The following is a 20487-nucleotide window of genomic DNA, read 5'->3' as shown; positions in this document are numbered from 1 at the left end:
CCGTTCGTCGGTCAGCCCGCCCCCTTGCGCATACCTCATGCAGTCGGCATACCGCAGGGATCATGGACCGTCAGCCCATACCGACACCACGCTTTGAAGGTCAGTAGCCCGGCCTGAGCAAAGGGCGGGGGTGATGCGAGCCCTCTACGGCGTCATCCGAATGCTGCACACGACGGGAGCTGGTTTCCCAAGTTGGGGAAACCAGCTCCCGTCGGCCGATGCCGCTACTTCGTGACTAGCTTGCGTGGGGGATCACCCGGTAGTAGCGGCCTGGCTGTCCCTGTGCTTGATGAGAAGGTCCAGCATCTTGTCGAACTCTTCTGGCGGCATCTTCTGGATCAGAAACCATGCCGCCTCCGCGCCGTCCTGGTAGGGGAATCGCTTTAGTTGCTGCTCTCGTACGCTAGCGGCTGCCTCAGCTGCGGCGGTCTGGACGGGAACTGAAGGCGTGACCGCCCCTGCTTGGTTGGCGGGTGATTCATCCTCCGCAGTCGCAGTCGTTGTGTGGGAACCGGCCGTCTCTGGCGTTGAACCTCCTGTGATTACGCCGTAATCACGGTCATCACTCGTGGCCCGCTCCTCAGGCGCAGCAGACTTGTGTGACATTCCGTGCGGCTGGGGCCCTACCTTCTTCGCCTCTTTGGTGGTTCGTTCCGCCTTCAGCTCATTCAGGGCGGCTTCTTGCTCGGCGTGCGGCTTATTGCCGACTGCGCGCAGCAGATCGATGGGTTCTTCGCCGATGAGGGCCTGGAGTTCGGGTTTGAGGTTGAGCAGGGCGAGCCGTTGCGACACCCATCCTTGGGAGCGGTGGAGCCTCTTGGCCAGTGCTCTCTGGCTTTTATGGATGGCCAGGAGGCGTTGCAGGGCGCGTGCTTCGTCGAGTTCCTCGAGGTCTTGGCGGTGGATGTTGGCGACGAGTGCGGATTCGAGTAGTTCTTCGGAGGTGGATCCTTGGTCGTCGCTGACCATTACCTTGATCCCGAGCAGGCCTGCTTCGCGGGCGGCGGCCAGTCGGCTGCTGCCGTCGATGACGACGTGGGTGGTCTCCGGTTCGAGGTCAGCTTCGCGGTCCGGGTTGGCCTTGATGTAGGCGTCGCGGTTCATGACCGTGATCGCTTGCTTCTGGCCGTGCGTTTTCAGGCTGCCCGCGAGGTCGGTGAGGTCCCCGAGGGTGGATCGGGGATTGTCAGGGTTGAGGCTCACGCAGTGTGGAGGCAGCTCTGTTGGCGGGGCGACTCCCTGGGTAGGGACCCCGGTTGCGGCGGCGACGGCTTGACGGCGAGCGCTGACAGGTCGCACTCCCCCGCCGAAGCGGCCGGCGCCCAGCTGGTCGGCCTTGCTCACAGCACCTCCCTGGCAAGTGCACGCATGCCGATCGCCTGCTGTGATTTGGGCGCGTACGACAACAGGGGCATCTTCACTCGGACGGCTTCCTTCTGTTCCTTGAGGTCTCCGATGAGTCCCACAACTCTCGGATCCTTTATGTCGACCCACCCTTGGAGTGAGGAGGTTGCGATGTAGCCGCGGCGGGAGTCGTAGAGGTTGACGACGATGCCGAGGTAGTCGATGTCGACCTGGAGGTCGCCGCGCAGGTCGTCGATCTGTGTGGTGAGCAGTTCGTAGGCGTCTGCGGAGCTGTCTTCGGCCTGGACGACGATCAGGGCGCCGGACTGTCCGGGCTTCTCGCCGTCGCGTCGTCGGCCGTAGTAGACGGCGGCGTCCATGCTGAGGCCGAGGCTGGGCGGGCAGTCGACGATGATTACGTCGTAATCAGCTTCGAGCGGGGCGAGTGCCCGCTCGAGGGCGGCTTCCCGGGCCCGTACCGCGGACAGGCGTACGTCAAGCAGGAAGGCGTCGTTGCATGCGGGTAGGAGATGGAGCCTGCCGCTGAAGTGGTCGTCGTCGACGGAGACGATGAGATCACGCAGGTCACCCTTGGGGTCGCCCGCCATGTGGTTGGTGAGGCTGTCGCCGGTCAGCGGCAGGGGTGCGGCACCGAGCTGGTTGGTGAGGTGGCATTGCGGGTCGAAGTCGACGAGCAGGACTTGCAGGCCGGGGCCGGGCAGGTTCTCAATGTCGAGCGGGTCGGCTTCTCGCTCTTCTTCTGCGTGGGTCTCGCTTGCGCGCAGTGCCTTGGTGAGGGCTTTGGCGACGCGTACGGCGTGCAGGGCGTTGGGGTTTTCGGCGAGTGCTTCGCCGAGCCCAGCCGTGATGGCAGTCTTGCCGACGCCGCCTTTCTGGTTGCAGACGATGAAGCGGCGGGTGATCTCGGGCCGGGCCACGTCCGGGGCAGGGTTGGAGTCGAGCCACAACTGCACGGACTGGGCAAGGCCCTGGATGAGAGAGACCCGTCGGTCGGTGCAGATCTCGCGGAACTCCTCCCACTGGCCGGGCGGTAGGAAGGTGGAGAAGGAGTCGGCGCCGGAGGTGTCGACGGTGGCGGTGGTGGCGGCCAGGTGGCACCAGTCCCTGATCCCTTGTTCGACCGCGGCCTGGATCTCGATGCCATGCTGGGCGGCTCTGACTTTGAGGTGCTGCCGGAGCCAAGCCGGCAGTTTGGAGACGACCTTCTCGCGGTCGCCGGGCGTGGCTGGCGAAGTCATGAGAGACACCATACTAACGTCCATGATCAATTGCTGCATCGACACGTTAGTTTCGACTATTTGTGGGTGTGTCTCACACCCCGCTGCATCCTTGGGGTGGTTTCGTAGTCACCCCGCCCCAGCAGCACGCCCGGTCGGCAGCGCGGTCCATGCCACGAAGCTGTACTGGTCAAGACCGTCGGCCGAATGACAAGGCGGCGTCCCGCCCTCCGATCTCAACTCCGTCTCCGCACGAACGAGCCTCGCATCCTCCAGTTCCTCTCCAACAGCAACCAGGCCGGGCCCACTGGATGTGGACCTCTGTAAACCCGCCACCAGAGGGGAGAGGCACCGGGTCTACGCCGAGGCGGCCACGGTCGGCAAGCCGGTTGCACCGCTCACAGCCGGACAAGAAACGCCTCGCGCGCAGCGCGTAGTCCCGCACCGGGCGCTGACCAGCTCGCCCGACGTCCTGGCCGCTGCGGTTGCAACGCGGGGTGCCGTCGCCACTCCACGCCACCTGCCCCGCGCGCCGCGGCTATCGCGCCGAGAGTTGCGTCACTGGCTAGGCGGGTGAGGTTCCCTCTCTCCCAATGAGCTGATTACGCCGTAATCACGCCGCGCCGCAGGGTGGCTGGTTCTGTGACCTCAATGGGTGCGTCGACTTGCTCAGCCTGCGGTACCTGGACAGCTGCCAGGACGGCGAGGGAGAGGTGAGCGTTGGCCAGCGGACATGAGCTGCGCACCCCCTCAGTGAACTGCCCGTTCCGACAGAGTGATTACGTCGTAATCAGTCCCGGGCATCAGAGGCCGGACGACGTGATGGCAGACGTTCGTGGCTGATGTACCAGAGCGTAGGGTGATTACGACGTAATCACCCTGCGAGGCAGCCGTCGAGTTTCCTTCTTCACGGGCCGCCCGACCGCCAGCTGTCGCTTCATGCACCCCGACGTGGGCGAGCCCCTGCCGAACGCGAGCTGATCTTTGCCGCGATGAACCACACGCGTCCTAGTTCGACCAGTGGCGCAGGCAGCACCGCAGGAATGCTTTAGCTCAGTGCTCATCCCCAACATCGTGATTACGTCGTAATCACTCCCGAACATCATGGGCTGGCTCGGGGGATGAGTACGAACTCGCAGGGCGATTACGGCGTAATCACCCGCGGCGCGCCCTCGAGTGCCTTCTTAACGGGGTGAACGGTCACTGTCCTGTCTCACTCAATCGAGTCGTTTTCTCAACGAACCGAGTCGTTCGGGCTTCTGTCTCAGCGAACCTAGTCGCGCGACTGGGGGTGCTGGATGGCTGTACCGGCTGGGGTGGATCAGGCAGGTCCGTGCGTCGAGTTGTCGTACGTCGACGCGGTGCACGGGCGTCGTCGGCGTCCGCTACGGGACTGTGACGGGCCGGTTCGAGGATGTCGATCCGTGCGTACGTTTCGCTGGTCGCGCGGTGGGCGTCACTTCCCGGGCTGGTACTGGGCGGCGACGACCGGGCGGCAGTCGGCTTTGAGTCTTGGCTGGAGCAGGACCGATTGCTGCTGCTGGACTTCGATCCGCACTTGGTGGGCATCGGCTCGCAGCCGTTCTGGCTGCACTGGCATGACGGCGAGCGGGAGCGTCGGCACGCCCCGGACTACTTCGTGCGCCGAGCGGACGGCTCGGCGGTGGTCGTCGATGTTCGTGCGGACGATCGGATCGAGCCGAAGGACGCCGAGGCGTTCGAGGTGACGCGTCTGTACTGCGCCGAAGCCGGGTGGAGGATCGAGCGGCTGGGGGTGCCGGACGCGGTGCTGCTCGCCAATGTCCGGTGGCTGTCGCGCTACCGGCACCCACGGTGTCTGCACCACCCGGCGGCTGCCCGGCTCCGGAAGGTCTTCGCAGCCCCGGGACCTCTCATGGTGGGGGCGGACGCCGCCGGGGATCGGGCTGTTGACGCTGCCGGTGCTGTTCCACCTCCTCTGGATCCAGGATCTGACTTCCGCGGAGATGACGGTCGAGTTGCTGGGTCCGCACGCGATCGTGCACTTGGCCAACGGAGTTGGCCGGTGACCGGGAAGAGGCGGGTGCCGCAGACGTCCCGCATCGCGGCTGGCACCGGTCCTGTGTGGTCGCCTTCCGCCCGAACTTCCGCATTGAGGGGCAAGCTTCGTAGAGGTTGGGATCGCCGCCTACCGGCAGGTCGTATACGGCCGGCCAGAGCACTGGGTTCGCGGGCTTTGCTGTCAGTGACCGGGAGGACCGGCGGCCTCTGCCGTATCCGCGCCTCGTGACGGAGCAAGTCCGGCAGAGTGTATGCGCTGGTGGTGCCCACAGCCGGGGGAGTGAACAGCCTCAGATAGAGCTCTGATCCTTCACGGGCCAGGCACCGCAGGTCCTGTTCGTACTCAGAGTGGGTCTTGGCGAACCGCGCATCGTAGAGGGATTGCAGATCGGACTGTATCGGGTGGGCTTGTTCGTGCAAGCGGAAGAGCCTGAACCGGTCTTCCGTCAGCGGCTCAGTCCCTTGGTGAACAGGAGGACCTGTGCTCTGTCACCGGGGTTGAGCAGGATGTCCACGCCGGCGGGCGCAACCTCCGGCAGCTCCCTCCCCAGTACGCGCTCCCAGCGAGCGGGGGGCAGGCGCCGTGTGTGGAGGGCCGCGGTGACGACTGGCAGACACAGCGCCCCGTTCGGGGCGTTTACCAGGCGCGGTCGGCCTTGTTCGTCGTAGGCGACCTCGAGGATGGTGTGGCGCAGCAGCGCGAGGAGCCGGTCGACGGAGGCATGGCCCTTGACGAGGAGGCGCAGCAGCGCGTGTATCGGGTCGGTCGGCTTCGCCGCGCTGTCCGGCACGTAGCGCGGATTGGGTTCGAACGGCCCGCAGCGCCCGTCCTCGTCGAGCGGCCACCCGCCGACCATCAGGTCCATGGGCAGATCCCGGTTTCCGGATAGCCCCCGGAGTGCGAGGCCTTGCTCCGGCAGTACGTACCACCGTCCCTTCCGGATCGCGTCCGGCAAGGGCGGGCCGCTCCCGTCGGACGCGGTCGCGGGGTCCTGTTGGTGTGCGACTCCGGGTTCGGCCTCGGTGAGCCCGGCCCACATCGTGTCCTCGTCGTTCCGGGATTCCTCATCGTTGAGGTTCATGAGCAGCAGAGTGGCCTCCGGCACGCGAGCCCGGGCGGCCAGGCGCATCCAGCGCAGGCCCTCCTCGTTGTTGCCATCCTTACGGTGAAGCTGGCCCAGGAGGTGCGCGGCCTGCGCTGATGGCGAGGAGCCGGAAGGCTCGGGTGTCCGCATCATGAAGTAGTCGCTCCCGCCCTGCAGTGGAGTGCCCCCTTGCCCCATGCCGTTGTCGGGTTTTCCCTGTCTGTCGAGCTTCTCGGCAGCTCGGGTGAGCCATCGCCGGGCCTGTTCGCGGTCACCGGTCGAGATCAGCAGCCGCCCCAGCCCCAGTTCGCTGTCGGTGTCGCCCGAGCGTGCCGCCATGGTGAGCCAGTGCCGTGCGGCCGGCAGGTCCTGCGCGGGTGTCTCTTCCGCCAGGAAGGAGCCCAGCAGTGCGGCGGCCAGCAGTTCGCCGTTCTCGGCCTCCGTGCGCAGCCGGTCGTGTGCCTCGTGATGGCGCCCGTTGTCGTGCAGGAAGGTGGCGAAATTGAGGACGGAGGCGAGGTGCCCTGTCTCGACAGCTTTCGCCCAGAGGCGTTCGGCGCCCTGGTAGTCATCGCGCTGCAGGAGAAGGTCGGCCAGGTTGGCGGCCGCGAGGGGGCTGCCTAGCTCGGCGCCTCGGTGAAGAACGGCCTCGGCCTCGTCCACCCGGTTCGACATGAGCAGTGCGACGCCCAAGTTGGTGACGGTCTTGGCAGAGGGTGCTTCGTCACCGGCCAGGCGCAGGGCTTCGCGCAGTACCTGCGCAGCCTCCTCCGGGCGTCCCTGCCGCAGCAGGCTCTCGCCCACGGAGCTCAGAGTGCGCGGGTTCGGGGACTGAGCCAGCTGGTGCAGCAGGGTGTCCGCCTGGGTGTGGTCGCCGAGTTCGCGCAGCACGCTCGTGTGGAACAAGGCGAATTCCTCCGGTGTACGGGCTCCCCGCTGGTTCCTCTGGGACGGTGACGTCTCCTCGGTCATCGATGACACTCCGGTGCGTCGGGTGGTGGGGTGAAGACGGGTATCGGCGCGTCCGAGCCCCGCCACAGATAGGCGGTGAGGAGCTTGCCCGACTCACGCTCGTGCGCCGGGTTCGTGGGCAGGGGCCATCGCAGTGCCGTGTACAGGGCGGTGCGATGCAGGTCGTACGACGCCTCCAGGAGGTCCGCGAGCGCCGCGCACGGGGCGCGCAGAGCCCCGCGGTACACCGCCGCCGCGGCCACGGCTGCCACAGGCGCCGCCCATCCGGCCCATGGTGTCCAGACGATGAATCCGGCGGACCAGATCAGCGCGGAGACCGCGGAGTCCAGCTCGGCGCGGGCCCGGGCGATCTGGTCACGGACCTCTGCGGGCAGCACCAACCACAGGTGGGGCCAGCATTTCACTGCGTCCAGGCCGTATTTCTGGTAGGGCCGCAGTTCTGCCGTGCGCAGGGTGTTGCCGACCCAGGTGGGCAGTTGCCGTTCGGGGGCACCGGGGATGCGCCGCAGGGCGGCATCGGTGCGTACGAAGGCGTCGTACGTGTCCGGGGCGACGGGCTCCGCCGCGTCTTCCAGAGCGGCGCGCAGTCGCTCCCAGCGTTCCCGCAGCCGGTGCCGGCGGGCTTCCTGACGTGTTGTCCCGTAGCGCCGCAGTTGGCCGGGCCACCCGTATCCCTCCAGGAAGGTCAGGGCGGCAGGGGTCAGCCGACGGACGGCGACCCCGGACAGCACGACGGCGAGCAGTGCCGCTGCCACGACGAGGGTTTGAGTGCCTAGTGTGAGTGCGCGCAGGCGGTCGATGGGGGAACGGCCGGTGTCCCAGGCCAGGACGGCGAAGCCGCCTGCCCAGAAGACCAGCGCCTGGGTGCTGACCACAAGCCATTCCTTGGCCAGGCGGCCCGCCACCGCGTCCAGGAAGCGGTTCAGCACGACGGGGGGTCCTCCCGTACGAGGGAGTGGCCGTGGGTCGGGCAGCGGGGCGGGGGCTCGTCGAGGAAGGCCCGGTACCAGGCGAAGTCGCGCTCGGGGCAGGAGAATCGGGTGGCCTGGACCGCCTCGCCGGAGCCGGGCAGTGGCTGGTAGTCCCCCCGCTCGGTGTACCGGGGCGGGTTGCCGGTCTCTAGGAAGTAGGCTGCCCAGGTGCGGAGTTCCGGTTCGCTCTGCAGAACCGCCAAGATCCGCTCGACGGTGCCGGTGTCGCCGGGGCGGGCCAGGGCCTGAGCCAGACGTGTGTCCAGTTCTTGTCTGTGCTCGGCGGCGAGCGGGCTGATTAGCCGGGGAAGCTCGGCACGGACGGCCCGCGCGCATTCGAGGATTCTCTCGTCGAACTCGATGGATTCCTCGGACTCGTTGGTGGACGTCATCTCTCACATTCCCGCATAGCTGAACGCCGCCCAGTGGACGGGATGTTGATATGGGCGGGTTGTCTCCCAGAAGCGTCGCGCCGCCGGTGAGGCGGGTGGCGTGCCGCCCAGTTCGCTGTTGGTGACGTCGCGGAGCCACAGCTGGGCCTTGCGCAGTGCCTCGGCGGGGTGCGGGTAGGAGCCGGAGCGCCACAGCTGGTAGAAGCGGTCGATCAACAGGCTGCTGCTCTCGTCAGGTGCCCGCCACATGCTGCTCACGACACCGCCCACACCTGTGCGCAGCAGGGCCTGTACCAGCGAGCCTGTCGGGCGGGGCCCAATGAAGAAGATTCCTCCCTGGCCGAGGGAGCACGCGGAGAGCACCAGCAGGCGGGTGCCCGACAGAGGTTGCTCCAGCAGCTCGGCCATGCTGAGTGTCTCGTTGTCGGCAAGGACCAGCTCGCTGACGAGGGGACGGAACGCGTCGGTGCGGCCGTGGGTGGCCAGATGGACGACGTCGGCTCCCGGGAGGGCGGCGAGGACCGCGTTGCGGCGCGCGTCGGTGCCTGTCAGCAGCGTGGAGCGGGCGAAGTGGAGTACAGCTCCTTCGGCCTCGCGGCGGGCCCCGGGCAGCGGCTGTTCGCGCATGGGCTCGGGATCGGCGACCGCGAGGATGCTGCCCGGCTCATCGGGATGCGGTTCGCCCGCGGTCGGCCGCTTGGCTCCGCTTGCGGTGGTGACCAGTACCGCGTCCAGGACATGGCGTCGTCCCTCCGGCCGGGTGGGGTCCGGCCACCACGCGGCATGCAGAGGCAGCGATTGGAGATGTGTGCCGTGCGGAATCACACAGAGCCAGGAGGTGGGCCACTTCTCCAGCACGGGTTTCACCAGATGCTCGCCCGCCCAGCCGGCGAGTACGTCCGCGGTCTGCCGGTACCAGGCGGGGTCTGGGTTGTCGCCCTGGGCGAGTCCCGAGAGGCCAGCCTGGCTGACCACGTCCTTGCTGGGGACGGGGAGCCACAGGGCCTCGGTCCGGCCTGCTGCGTCCATGCTCAGAGCGAGGACGTTCTCCCCGCCCATGGCACACAGGTGGACGACGACGCATCCCTTGGGAGGTGGCTGCAGATCGGGATTCTCGCCTGGCCCCGAGGCACGTGGGGAACCTACTGTTTCCAGACTGCGCAGCGCCGTTCCCAAGTCACTAGCGTGGACCGCGCAGAGGGCGGCCTGGACCGCGATGACCTCGGCGTCATGGATGCGCGCGAGACGATCCTCCAGACTGCCGCCGGTGTCCTCCAGACCGGCCAGGGCCTGACGCAGAGCGATCTGCGCAGCCGTCGACGCCTCCTCCCACGCGCCCGTGCCGGCTGCACTGCGGGACCAGTCGGCGACGGCCTCCGCGGAGCCCGCGGGGTCGGCAAGAGCCCATTCGCGGATCAACCGCAGCCCTTCCTCCGAGCGTCTGTCCTGGATGAGGAGCAGACGGCCCAGCTGCCGGGTGCTGTCCCGGTGGTAGCGTCCCCCTGCTTGCAGCATGTCCCGCGCGCCGCGGGCCAGTTCGATCGCTTCTTCCAGATCGAGCGGGCTGCCGCTGCTGTCGTACCGCGCATGCCAGCAGTCGGCGATCTTCGCCATCAGCACCGCACGTCGAGCGCCGCTTTCCGGCTGTGCCGCGGTTGCCCGCTCGAGGACGTCCATCGCACGCCCGAGCGCCAGCGAGTGGGGCTGGTGACGCAACTGCCTCAGCAGCGCGGACGTCAGGACCAGTGCGTGGTCCGCGGCCATGGCGGGACCCAGGCCGTCCCCGGCCCCCAGCCGGTCCAGCACGGTGAGCGCACGCGCGACGAATTCCTCCTCGAAGACGCCCCGCGCGCTGTTTAGTAGGCCCTGGGCTGCGGCTATCACCTCCGTCGGGTCGGCCTGGGGATCCGGCTCTTCGAAGTCGTCGGGATGCACCAAGTCCAGGCCGGGGCTGTCACCCGGGGACGCGAGACGGCATGCCGTCAGGTGTGCTGCTGCGTCGCGGTGGTCGGGCGATCCCGGGGCGGACAGCTCGGTGATGCGCTGGAAGCAAACGGCGGCCTGCCGCAGATCGGCCAAGGAACCGGTCTCCTCGTCATACTGATGCTGCAGCAGGATCCCGATCGTATGGAGGGCGGGCACCAGACGAGGGCTGTCCTCGGTGAGCGTCGCGAATTCCGCCTCGGCGTGCGCGAGAGCCGCCCGTGCCGCACGCCGGTCCGTTCTGCCGCTGGCCTCCCACCACTCCACCAGCAGCGACGTCACAAGTCCCGGGAAACGGGAACCGGCGTCGGAGACCCCCCTCTGGCGCACGTCCTCGTGCAGGAGCGGCAGCATGCGCTCGACCTGCGCGTCGGGTAGGTTCTCGTTCTTGCTCAGGCACATCAGCGCGGTCAGCGCCCAGTCGAAGGAATACAGGTGGTGATCGTCCGATCCCGGCTCACAGCGGGCGAGGGCGTCCGCTGCCAGGTCCAGGGCCTTCCGGGCGTATCTCTCACCAGGTTGATCGACCAGGGCCAGGAAGTTCACGGCGGCGGTCTTGAGGAATCCTGCGGCGTCGTCCCGGTCCTGCTCTACTGCGATCCGCGCCGCCTCCTCGGCGGTCTCCGCCAGGGCAAGGCGGTCCCCCTCATGCTCACCTCTGCGCAGCCGCTCCTGGTGCGTGAAGAGGAGAGTGACCGTGACGTCGAGGTTCAGGGCGTCACTTCGAGTGACACCGTGTTCCTTCAATTCCCGCAGCAGGTTGAGGGCTTCGGCGAGTTCGCCAAGATCGTGCTTCGGCAGCAGGCGTTGACAGAGACTGAAGATCGACGCCAGGTTCGCCCCCGCTTCCTCGTCGCACAGCGGGAACGCTTCGATCAGGTGGCGCATCGCCTGGTGCACCGCGTGCACGGCACCGGTGCGCTCGCCCCGCGCATACCAGACCCCGGCCAGGTTTCCGAGAGCTGCAGCCCGGTAACGGTCACGCTCGGGCTCCGGAAGATCCACAGGAACAGAGCGAAGGGCGTATGTGAAGGCTCTTTGCGCGACATCAGCCTCTTCAGGACTGCCCCCGCGCGCGTACGCTGCAAGGGCCCGCACGCCACAATCGAAGTGCTGCGCGTAGTCGGTGCCGGTCATGCTCCCCCGTTCGGTTCCTCATGAGTCGTCGGCGGGTCCGACCGATGGCAGCGTCACCGGCCGACGCCGGATACGAGTCATGCCCAGCACGACGCTACCGGCGGCGCGCGGGTTCACGAGGCCGGATCCCGGACAACGTCCGCCCAGGATGTCGGGCACCTGGCTGAAACTCATCATCCCGACCGGCCACCCAGTGTTCTCCCCACGCCCTGTGCGACAGCCACCCGCGATCGGTGGCATCAGGCCGGTGACCTGGCCACGCCGGCATACTCCCTGTCTGCCTCCACACATTTGCCACTCTTCTGCTCAGCTGGATCGGCAACCGCCCGGGGCCCAGGCCCGCGAGTTCTTGCGGGCGGCGAGCATCACGCGGAACGCGTCGGCGACGGCCTAGTCCTTGGGGGAGTCGCCGCAGCGGCGGAGCATGCGGCGGATCATCGGTTGATCTCCCGTTCGGTGGTGGCGGTGTGGGTGCGGTTGGCTGTGGCGAGGACGCGCGGCTGATGGACGTGGAGATGTTCGACGACGACCTCGCTGCGACAGCAGCGGACATCGTCGAATCCGCGCTGATCGCCAACATCCACCGCGTGGACCTCCCTCCCAGGGACCAGGCGAAAGCCATCCAGGAGCTCGTGCAGATCCACGGTTCACAGGGTGAGGTGGCCAGGAGGCTTGGCAAGACCCCTGCATGGGTGTCGCAGCGCCTGGCACTGCTGGAACTCACGCCCGAGCTCCAGGAGCAGGTGGAGACTGGCGAATTGAAGGTGGAGCCGGCTCGCCGGATCGGTCGGCTCCCCAGGGAGAAACAGGCGGGCGAGGCGAGGAAGGCTATCGCGGCCACCAAGGCCCCACGCCAGCGGCGCACGCTTGGGGCGGAAGAAGTCAGCGATGCCTCTACCGTTAACGCCGTTAATACCCCCGAGGACGTATCGGCGTCAGGCACCGCTGCAGCGTCGACCGTTAGCGCCGTTAATACCTCGGAGGCTCAGAACACCGAGCGGCCGCCGCAGAACGAGGCTGACGGACAGGCGCGCCGACTGCCGTAGACGACCCCATCTACATCGTTCAGCACCTGCAAAGGAAGATGACCACCGACGACTTCGTGAAGGGCGCTCGTTTCTGGGTGTCGCTTCTGCGTGAGCAGTGCCCCGCGTACGGCGCACTGATGCAGGAGCTGACCCAACAGGAGCAGCAGCCAGCCTGATACGACGGCTGGAACGCAAAAGGCCCTGTCCCCATCCGGCGTGAGCACGGATGGGGACAGGGCCTTTTGACAGGTGCCCGCGCTGGCTACGCGGTGGGCTGGGAGATCGCGAGCAGGTCGTGTCCGTACGCCTGCATCCAGGCCTGGCAGAGGTCGTGGGCGGGGTTGGCGGGGGCCTTTGACCAGGTCGGCCTGGAAGGCCGACCTGGTCAAAGGCGATCGTGGTCGGCGCCGTCGCCGGCGGGCCAGTGCTCCAGCAGAACCAGCGGGCCGGGGAAGCGGGCGGTGAGCTCGTCCCAGATCTCCCCGGCGCTGTTCGTGGTGGAGGCTCCTTCTCTGAACTAACAAGAGGCCCCTCAGCCGCCCTTCTCGGGCGGCTGAGGGGCCTCTTGGGTTCGAGTCAGTCGTCGTTCAGCGCGGTGTCGTAGTACTCCTCGACTGCGAGGGTTCGCAGGAAGGAGCCGATGAGGCGGCGAGTGACGGCTCCGGGAGTCTCGTTGAGTTCGGCCCAGGTTGTCTCCGTGGCCTGCTCGTAGGTGTCCCGGTCGTAGCGGTTCTGCGGGCCGGAAAGCCAGCGCTGGTTCTGCGGAACGCTGGTGTAGGGACGGCGTCCGCGAAGCCTCGTGACGCCCACAGCGAGGGCCCAGTTGCCCATGTAACCGGATGTCGCCGCGGCCTCACGCACGAGGGCAAGGAAGCGGCGAGTGTTGCTCACCGCGATGGGATCGTAGAGGAAGTGATCCTCCGTCTCTGCTCCCTCGATCTGCTCAGAGAGGCGGCTGGAGAAGAGCCGAATACCGCCGTTCTCGAAGACCTGCAGTTCGAGCGCGTTTTCGTCGTGGTAGGCCCCCGGGTCCGGGGTGAAGATTCGGCCCTCGCCGAGATTGCGGGTCGCCCGGGCCGCTCCTCCGCTGCGCCGATAGCCGCCCTCCGCGTCGGTGAGCTTCGGGTAGGCCTCGGGGACGTCGTTGAGGCGTGTGTTGACGTCGGGGGTGTAGGCCTTGTTGATGAACTCGGTGAGCTGCATGTTCCACTTCGGGCCCGTGGTGAGGGCCAGGAGCATGTCCCGCGGGGCGGCGAGGGGCTGGGCGACGAGGAAGAAGTGGGACTGCTTCCCGATGTCGTGCATCGGGTCGTTGTCGATCTCCTGCCGGAGCAGGGCGAGCGCATCCTGCTCAGCGTTCCGGCGTCGTTCGTGAAGCCGGAAGACCTCGGAGTCGGGCAGGGTCCGCTTGGTCTTGTCGCCGCGTCCGTAGTAGCGCCCGTCGACCATGTGCGGGGCCAGCGGGCTGGCCGGGATGTGAACGAGGAGGTATCCCTGGGTGGGATCGGCGTCCGACTTGATGGGGTCGGTGAGGATCACCAGGGGAGGGTCAGGAATGGAGTGGGCGACCTGCTCGACCTTCTCGGGGAGTCCCTGCAGCGGCTGGGGCGAGAGGCTGAAGGTGCCGTTCTGCTTGTCCTCGGCCAGCCCGACGATCATCGTGCCGCCGTCGATGGCGAAGGACGACAGGTCGCGCGCCAACTCCTTGTTGTCGCCCTTCGTGGCGAGCATCTCCTTGGCGTCGAAGTAGTGCTTCTCCCCGATGAGACCGCCAGTGATCGCGGCCTGGAGGTCGGCCTCGGTCTTCGGGGTCCAGCGGGGGTTGCTCGGAGACAAGTAGATCGAGATCACGCGCGGATCCTCACTGTGCATTCCAACGGGTGTCCCCAACTCGGAACTCCCGTACCGAGACTAGGACCATCGTCACAACCTGCGCATACCGATTTCCGTACTTCCTTCGCGTCGGCCTCACGGTGGGTCAGGGAGACGGGTCATCCGCCTCACTGGATCGGGCCGCGATCCGGCTGAAGCTCGGCAGGCCGAGGTGGACCACTGCCGACGCGCGGGCGTGTTCGGCATCGAGTTGGGTGAGTTTCTCCTCAGCCGCGGCGAGGCTGACGCTGAGGCCGTCGACTTCGCCGAGCCATCCCTCTCGTTCGGCCTCGGCGATCCGGGCGACGAGGTTGTCGCGGATCTCCTCCAGACGGGGCCGTTCCTCAGGGTCAACCCGGAGCATGGAACATCTGACACACGCGTGTTCATGAATGCAGTCGGTTCCAAAGGCCCGGCCGCAGATGCCGAGCGACAGCTTGCGCCGTTCGAAGTGGGCGAGGAAGGAGTCCCACTCTTCCGATGTCGGCACTCGGTATTCTTCGCTCGGCCGAAGGTTGCGCCGGCGGGCGATGAACGCCCTGTGTGCCTCGATCACTTGGGCCGGGTAGACCGTGTTGTAGCCCATCGTGGTGCCGATACTGCGGTGACCTGCGATGACCTGGGCGATGTGGGGTGGCAGACCGTTCAGGACGGCGTCGGTGATGAAGATCCTGCGGAAGTCGTGCGGCTGAATGTGGAGCGGCTGACCGGTGTTGTCGGTCAGCCCGGCCCCGGTCAGCGTCTGGCCGATCGCTTTGCGGAGCAGACCGGGCGACAGGGCCCGGTTCTCCCCGTTCGAAAACCACTGGAAGAGAAGCGGCATCGGCGGGTTCCACGTCTTCTCGATCGTGTCGTAACTCGCGACCAGGGGAATGGCGCCGCTGCTGTCACGGACACGGGAGACGATCGCGCTGAGGACGTCCGCCAGGTCCGGGGTGACCAGCAGCATCCGCTCCTCGTCCGTCTTCGACGGGGCGATCTGGAGGAGGGGAACGATCTCGCCGGTCGTCGGCAGCCTGTACTGAACGATGCTGTGATGGCTCAGTTCCAACAACTCCTCGATCCTGATGCCGGTGTGGCGCAGGACCTCGATCGCCGCCCAGGACCAGAAAGCCCGGTTCTCCGACATCCGCAGGTCGAGCCGTTTGCCCTGCTCGGGATAGACGGTGGTCGTGCGGTTCGGGTCGGCCCACGTCGACGACCGCGCCTTGGTGTAGGTCACTCCGAGGGCGGTGAAGCGGGAGCCGGCCGGTGCGGCGAGAACGGCCTTAAGACGGATCGTGGCCTCCTTGAGCCGCTGGTCCGCGGTCCTCACCAGCACGGGCAGCACCGGCAGCCGCTCCCGCGTGCGCTGGTCCATCCGGGCCTTCTGCTGCCGCTCCAGCTTCTTCGTGGAGATCTCGGCCGCCTTGATCGGGCATCGGACGGCCCACGGCCCCCAGCGTCCGGGTTCATCGACCGCCCACTGGGCGAGGTCGAGGTAGAACGCGCGGATGCTCATCAGCACGTAGGTAGCGCTGCTGCGGGGACTGGTCACCTCGATGACGGTTCCGTCGGGCTGCCGGGTGCGCATGGTCTTGGTGGCCAGTCGGGCCTTCCAGGCCGCCGCGACATCCGGGGCCAGGTCCAGGGAGTCGATGCCCGGGTGGTGCCGCTCGAGGTCGGCCCAGAACTGGGAGGCGAGCATCCGCGACAGCCCCACCAAGGACCCGTAGTCGAGGGACGGCTGCCGCTCGGTCAGGTAGTCCACGATCAGGTCGCGGACGGGCCGGCACTTCAGCTGGTAGCGGTCGACCAGCCGGTCGGCGCTGACCTGCCCGGCCCGTACTTCGACGTCCCGCAGCGTCGCCGGCCCTTCGAACGGGACCACGCCCGCATTCCGCAGCCAGGAGTAGGCCAGGTTCAGCGAGCGTCTCCCGGTGATCCAGGTGGCCGGCCGCAGGGCGAGCATGTCGCCGAAGGTGAGGTCCTGGATGTAGCCGCCCTTCGCGGCCAGGAGAACGGCGATCATGCCGTGGGCGCCGCGTCCGCTCTTGGATGACCACAAGTCGGGCGGGACGGTGCCTTCCAGACGGGCGAACCCGGCGGGATCGCGGACCTCCATCATCACCGTCCGCAGAGTCCGGACGTGTCGCGCGAGCAACCACTCGGGAGACGGACGCACCACATCCGCGCAGACCAGCGCGGTCGTCCCGATGTTGATCTCCTTGTCCGGAACACTCCGCAGCCCGGCCTTCTTCGACCAGGTGCGGATGTCCGCGAGCATTTCGTAAGGGCCGGTGCCGGCCGAGCTGGCGTTCCATCTCTGCTGCCAGCTGGCACCGGGGAAGCCCTCCAGCCACTCCAGGACCCGTCGCGCGCCACGGATGCGGGCCCATGCCGCCGCTTCCTGCGCGGGCCGGTGGGGCGGGCCCGCGAGGCGGTCCAAGACCTGTTCGCGGGTGTCGCGGCTGGCCGCCCATGTGCCGGGCACCTCGCGCTCGGGGTACTTCTCGCGCAGCGCGGCCGCCGCCGAACCTTCAAGGGACACCGCCCTCTTCGACAGAACCTCCGACTCGACGCTCGTCGTCATGAGACGGGCCGCCCGAAGAGGTTGGTGAGCGCGGCGGGGTCGTAGCCGGGCGCGACCGGCTGCGGCGGTGGGTTCTCCCGCCTGCGGGCCTGGCGGGCGTGGTGTGCCAGGACGTTGGTGATCACCTCGTCCTCGCTGGACGGCAGGTAAATCTGTGTCGTGGTGATGAGCCGGTGACCGAGGACCCATTGCACGTCGGTCAGCGGGAGTTCGGGATCGCGGGCCATGCGGTAGGACGCGGTGTGACGGAGGTCGTGAAGCGACCAGTTGGCGTCCAGAAGACCGTTGGCGCGATTCAGCATCGCCCGGGCCGCGTGGTAGTTCAGGGGCCGCCAGGGTCGCCGCAGGGTCCCACAACGGCAGATGACGCCCTCGGGGCAGCCCGTCGCGCCGTGCCTCTTCCTGGTAGAGCCGTAGCCAGACGAAGGCGTCCGGCGAGGCGGGAAGGCGCTGGACCTCGCGGGTGCCGTTGCGGATCACAGCCGTGAGCTGCTGGCCGGGGTCGGCGTCGGCCTGCCGACCAGTGAGGAGTTCCTCGGCACGGGCTCCGGTGGAGACCCAGAACGCCAGCAGGGCGCGGTCCCGGTTGCACTTCAGCGCGGCGAAGAGCTCGTTGAACTTCTCGTCCGGGATCCGCCGCGGTATTCGCTTCGGGACGGTGGGCCGGTAGCGGCCTTTTTGTTCGTTCGCGAAGGCATCCCGTGGGTTGTGGTGGGCGTTGGCCCGGGCCGCCCGGCGGAAGCGGTCGAGCGGGAACGGGTTGACGATCGGTCCGGTCCCCAGGTCAAGGTGGAAGTCGTAGAAGATCCGCAGCACCGTCTCGCTGTGCGCGCGTGGAGGGCGCGTACTTCTTGCCCGGCGTCGGCTTGCCGGTCACCGGGTTCGGCGTTCCCGGCGCCGGACTGCCCGGCTTCCGAGCCGCGGCGATCGTTTCCTTGCCGCGGTGGCGCCAGTGGACCCGGACCGGCTTGTCCGCGATCTGCATCCACCGGGCGAAGTCCCGGGCCTCCACCCGGGACACACGGTCCCACTGCACATCCAGGACCCAGAGGACGCGCCACCAGCGCAGCAGGTCCATGCCGAAGGATCTGATCGTGGTCGCGGGCTTGCCGGCCGCCTGCAGATCCGCGAAGTACACCGCCACCGGCTCCACCGGCCTGTCGGCCGGATCGAGCAGCCGGTACGGCTCCCACGGATCACCCGTCGCAACCAGCCGACCGATTTCGGGCAGGACAAGACTTGCCAGATCCCTCTCGGGACCCTGTAGATCAACCATTCCGGGAAGCTAGCAGGAACATACCCTGACCTGCGAAAACACCGTCCTTAGTTCAGTCAACGTGCCCAGGCCGGTCTCGGTGACGTTCGCGACGTGCCCGTGCTCTCAGGCCCACCACAGCCGAAGGTGGGCGATGCCCCCGCCAGCAGCGCACGCCGACCGGTACGGCCAGGCGGGTTCGTCACAGACGAGGGCGGTCTGGGCGTCGGAGGCCCGGGGGGAGCGGCGTGACCGGGCCAGCCGGGTCCATGGGTGTCTCCTGGGAGTCGGTCACAGCTGCTCTGTGTACCGGATGGGCTTGCCGAGGCTGCGCGCGTAGTCGATCTCGCGGGCGGTGCTGGCGCCAATGTAGCCGCCGGGGTTGACGACCAGGACCTCGTCCGCCATGTCGATCTTCCGCAGGTGGAGGGTGTCCAGCACCTGCTTGAGCCGGTCGGCCTGCTGCTGGTCGGCCCACAGGGGGTGGGGGCGCTTGAGGTTGCATCCGGGGGCGAGGACGATGCGGCCGGCGGCGGTCTCGTAGAGGTTGGCTTCGGCGAGCTCATCCCAGTAGGTGGTGGAGCCGCACAGGACGACGACGGTGGGGCGGGTCTGGGGCACAGATGTCCTTCCTGTCTGGGCGCCGGGGTGGCCGGACTCGAGGTCGACGGCCGCCCCGGGCGCTGAGGGGGTTGAGCGGCGGTCAGGCGGTGGCCGCGGGGGCCCTCTTGTGTTCGTCGCGGTGCGCGCGCTGGGCGGGTTCGGCGAGGACGCGCAGGCCGTGAGGCTCGCCCACGTTGCCGTGCTCGCTGCACACGACCTGGTAGCTGCGGCGGCCGGTGCAGCCGGAGTCGGGGTCGCGGGGCTTGCCGGACGGCTTGATCGCGTGGGTGCAGAGGGTGCCGTCGGCGTGGAGCGGGTCGATCGAGATCTTGATGCGCACGGGTGGCCTTCCTGTGTGCAGGGATGGGTGGGGTCGGATCAGTCGGTGGGGATGTCGGTCACGCCGAGGAAGGTGTCCGAGGGGAGGTCCATGACGACCCGGGCGGGCTGGCCCTGGGAGCGCTGCTGTTCGGCGTACTCCTCTGCGGGCCAGGAGCCGCGGGGGCCGCCGGCGGGGAAGCGCTCCAGGACGGTGCGCGGGGTGTCGGGCATCGGGACGCCTCCGTTCCGGGTGGGTCAGCCGGTGAGGCGGACCGGCATGAGGCAGTAGCGCAGCGCCTGGTCGTCGCTGTCGTGGCCGCGCAGGACGGCGGGCTTGGTGGGCGAGGTGAACTGGAACTGGACGGACTGCGTGCCCAGGGCGTTGAGGCCGTCGATCAGGAAGGAGGGGTTGAAGGCGATGCTCAGCTCGCCGCCCTCGAGGGTGGTGGTGACGTTGTCGACGGCCTGGGCGTCGACGCTGGTGCCGCCTTCCAGTACGAGGGTGCCGTCGCCGCCGAAGGTGAGCCTGATCGGCGCCTCCTTCTTGGTGGAGACGAGGGCGACGCGCTGGACGGCCGCCTTGAGCGCGGCGATCTCCACGGTGGCCTCGTGCTCGAACTCCGTGGGAAAGAGCGTCTCGTACTTGGGGAGTTCGCCTTCCAGGGCGCGGATGGTGCTGGTGTGGTGTGCGCCGCGCACGGTGAGCAGGCCCGAGTTGGCGGTGGGCAGGGCGAGGTCGATGGTGGTGTCGTCGGCGGATGCCTTGCTGGCGTCCTGCAGGGCCCCGGCGGGGATCACGGCGGTGCAGTCGGGCAGGTCGGCGTCCTTCCACGCGAGGGTGCGGACGGCGAACCGGTAGCGGTCGGTGGTGTAGAGGGTGAGGGTGCCGGCCTTCTTGTCGTGGCGCAGTCCGATGCCGGTGAGGACCGGAAGTGCCTGGTCCTTGCTGACCGCGCACGCGACCTGGGCGACGGCTTCGGCGAAGGCGGGACCGGCGAGGGTACCCACGGTGGCGCCGGGGTCGGGGAGGGCGGGGTACTCCTCCAGGGGCAGGGTGGCCAGGGTGAAGCGGGCGGATCCGGCCTTGAGCAGCATGCGGGGGCCGTGGAGTTCGAGGCTCACGGTGCCGCGGACGGTGGAGACGATGTCGGACAGCAGACGTCCCGAGATCAGGGCGCGGCCGTTCTCGGTGACGGTGGCGGGGACGGCGGTGTCGGCGGACACTTCGTAGTCGAAGGCGCTGACGCGCAGCCGCTCGTGCTGGGCGTCCAGGAGGATGCCGGCGAGGACGGGGACCGGCGGGCGGGCGGGGAGGCTGCGGGCGGCGTAGCCGACAGCCGCGGCGAGGTCGGTCTGTTCGATGGTGAGCTTCACGGGCGGGTCCCTTCGGGTGCGGGGAGATCCAGGAGGAGCTGTTCGGTGTCCTGGGCCGGGACGGTGCGCGGGGTCTGCGGCCGGGTGGGCGGCATGACCGGGGTGGCGGCCAGGCCGACGTCGACGGCGAGTTGTCCGGCGTCGGCGAGGGCCCGGGCGCGGGTCTGGGCGCGGGTGACGGCGTGGTGTCCGGCGTCCAGGTGCAGGTGGCAGCCCTGGCACATCGCGCGCAGATTCGCGGGGTCGACGTTCTCGGGTGATCGAGGTGGGCGGTGGTGAGGAAGACGATGCTGCCGGTGC

The 20487-nt window shown here is 68.1% G+C and carries 17 protein-coding genes; 2 read left to right on the top strand and 15 right to left on the bottom strand.

The window, feature by feature from the left end:
- Nucleotides 1–252: 252 nt before the first annotated feature.
- Both KUM44_RS17885 and KUM44_RS17880 read right to left on the bottom strand, forming a co-directional pair.
- Nucleotides 253–1203, bottom strand: coding sequence for a ParB/RepB/Spo0J family partition protein (locus KUM44_RS17885; protein WP_374202046.1), 951 nt, complete (start codon nt 1201–1203; stop codon nt 253–255).
- A 137-nt stretch (nt 1204–1340) separates the two neighbouring features.
- Nucleotides 1341–2603, bottom strand: coding sequence for a ParA family protein (locus KUM44_RS17880; protein ID WP_217208926.1), 1263 nt, complete (start codon nt 2601–2603; stop codon nt 1341–1343).
- Nucleotides 2604–3996: 1393 nt separating this feature from the next.
- Between KUM44_RS17880 and KUM44_RS17875 the strand changes: the two genes are divergently transcribed.
- Nucleotides 3997–4851, top strand: coding sequence for a TnsA-like heteromeric transposase endonuclease subunit (locus KUM44_RS17875; RefSeq protein ID WP_308402645.1), 855 nt, complete (start codon nt 3997–3999; stop codon nt 4849–4851).
- 217 nt (nt 4852–5068) lie between these two features.
- On the opposite strand, the gene KUM44_RS17870 is transcribed toward KUM44_RS17875, so the two are convergent.
- The 4 genes from KUM44_RS17870 to KUM44_RS47205 form a co-directional block, all read right to left on the bottom strand.
- Entirely contained in the window at nt 5069–6613 is a 1545-nt protein-coding gene (locus tag KUM44_RS17870) for a type VII secretion system-associated protein (RefSeq protein WP_217208924.1), read from the bottom strand.
- A gap of 62 nt (nt 6614–6675) precedes the next feature.
- Complete coding sequence (locus KUM44_RS17865; protein ID WP_217208922.1) at nt 6676–7608, bottom strand: hypothetical protein; 933 nt, start codon at nt 7606–7608, stop codon at nt 6676–6678.
- Nucleotides 7602–8042, bottom strand: a complete 441-nt coding sequence (locus KUM44_RS17860; RefSeq protein ID WP_217208919.1) for a hypothetical protein — start codon at nt 8040–8042, stop codon at nt 7602–7604. The genes KUM44_RS17865 and KUM44_RS17860 overlap by 7 nt, the downstream gene beginning before the upstream one ends.
- A 3-nt stretch (nt 8043–8045) precedes the next feature.
- Nucleotides 8046–11030 carry a CHAT domain-containing protein gene (locus KUM44_RS47205; RefSeq protein ID WP_217208917.1) on the bottom strand — a complete coding sequence of 995 codons (2985 nt, stop codon included), beginning with the start codon at nt 11028–11030 and terminating at the stop codon, nt 8046–8048.
- A 635-nt stretch (nt 11031–11665) separates the two neighbouring features.
- Between KUM44_RS47205 and KUM44_RS17850 the strand changes: the two genes are divergently transcribed.
- Nucleotides 11666–12208 carry a hypothetical protein gene (locus tag KUM44_RS17850; protein ID WP_217208915.1) on the top strand — a complete coding sequence of 181 codons (543 nt, stop codon included), beginning with the start codon at nt 11666–11668 and terminating at the stop codon, nt 12206–12208.
- 558 nt (nt 12209–12766) lie between these two features.
- Here the strand turns inward: KUM44_RS17850 and KUM44_RS17845 are convergent.
- From KUM44_RS17845 to KUM44_RS17810, 9 genes are all read right to left on the bottom strand, one after another.
- Nucleotides 12767–14041 (bottom strand): helix-turn-helix domain-containing protein, encoded by a 1275-nt coding sequence (locus KUM44_RS17845; protein WP_217208914.1) that lies wholly within the window; start codon nt 14039–14041, stop codon nt 12767–12769.
- A gap of 127 nt (nt 14042–14168) precedes the next feature.
- Complete coding sequence (locus KUM44_RS17840; protein ID WP_217208913.1) at nt 14169–16634, bottom strand: site-specific integrase; 2466 nt, start codon at nt 16632–16634, stop codon at nt 14169–14171.
- Entirely contained in the window at nt 16631–16936 is a 306-nt protein-coding gene (locus KUM44_RS45490) for a tyrosine-type recombinase/integrase (RefSeq protein ID WP_254389665.1), read from the bottom strand. The genes KUM44_RS17840 and KUM44_RS45490 overlap by 4 nt, the downstream gene beginning before the upstream one ends.
- A gap of 482 nt (nt 16937–17418) precedes the next feature.
- Nucleotides 17419–17910: a hypothetical protein gene (locus tag KUM44_RS45485; RefSeq protein WP_254389664.1), complete on the bottom strand. Its 492-nt coding sequence runs from the start codon at nt 17908–17910 to the stop codon at nt 17419–17421.
- 270 nt (nt 17911–18180) lie between these two features.
- Nucleotides 18181–18510, bottom strand: coding sequence for a hypothetical protein (locus tag KUM44_RS17830; protein WP_217208912.1), 330 nt, complete (start codon nt 18508–18510; stop codon nt 18181–18183).
- An 82-nt stretch (nt 18511–18592) separates the two neighbouring features.
- The gene (locus KUM44_RS17825) at nt 18593–18832 is read right to left on the bottom strand and encodes a hypothetical protein (RefSeq protein ID WP_217208911.1); all 240 of its coding nucleotides are present in this window, start codon (nt 18830–18832) and stop codon (nt 18593–18595) included.
- A gap of 38 nt (nt 18833–18870) precedes the next feature.
- Entirely contained in the window at nt 18871–19044 is a 174-nt protein-coding gene (locus tag KUM44_RS17820) for a hypothetical protein (protein ID WP_217208910.1), read from the bottom strand.
- 24 nt (nt 19045–19068) lie between these two features.
- Nucleotides 19069–20187: a DNA polymerase III subunit beta gene (gene dnaN, locus KUM44_RS17815; protein WP_217208908.1), complete on the bottom strand. Its 1119-nt coding sequence runs from the start codon at nt 20185–20187 to the stop codon at nt 19069–19071.
- Nucleotides 20184–20411, bottom strand: coding sequence for a hypothetical protein (locus tag KUM44_RS17810; protein WP_217208906.1), 228 nt, complete (start codon nt 20409–20411; stop codon nt 20184–20186). The genes dnaN and KUM44_RS17810 overlap by 4 nt, the downstream gene beginning before the upstream one ends.
- Nucleotides 20412–20487 lie beyond the last annotated feature (76 nt).

It is taken from the genome of Streptomyces sp. AC550_RSS872 (assembly GCF_019049285.1).
In the GTDB taxonomy this organism is placed as follows: domain Bacteria; phylum Actinomycetota; class Actinomycetes; order Streptomycetales; family Streptomycetaceae; genus Streptomyces.
This window is presented reverse-complemented; position numbering and strand designations above follow the sequence as displayed.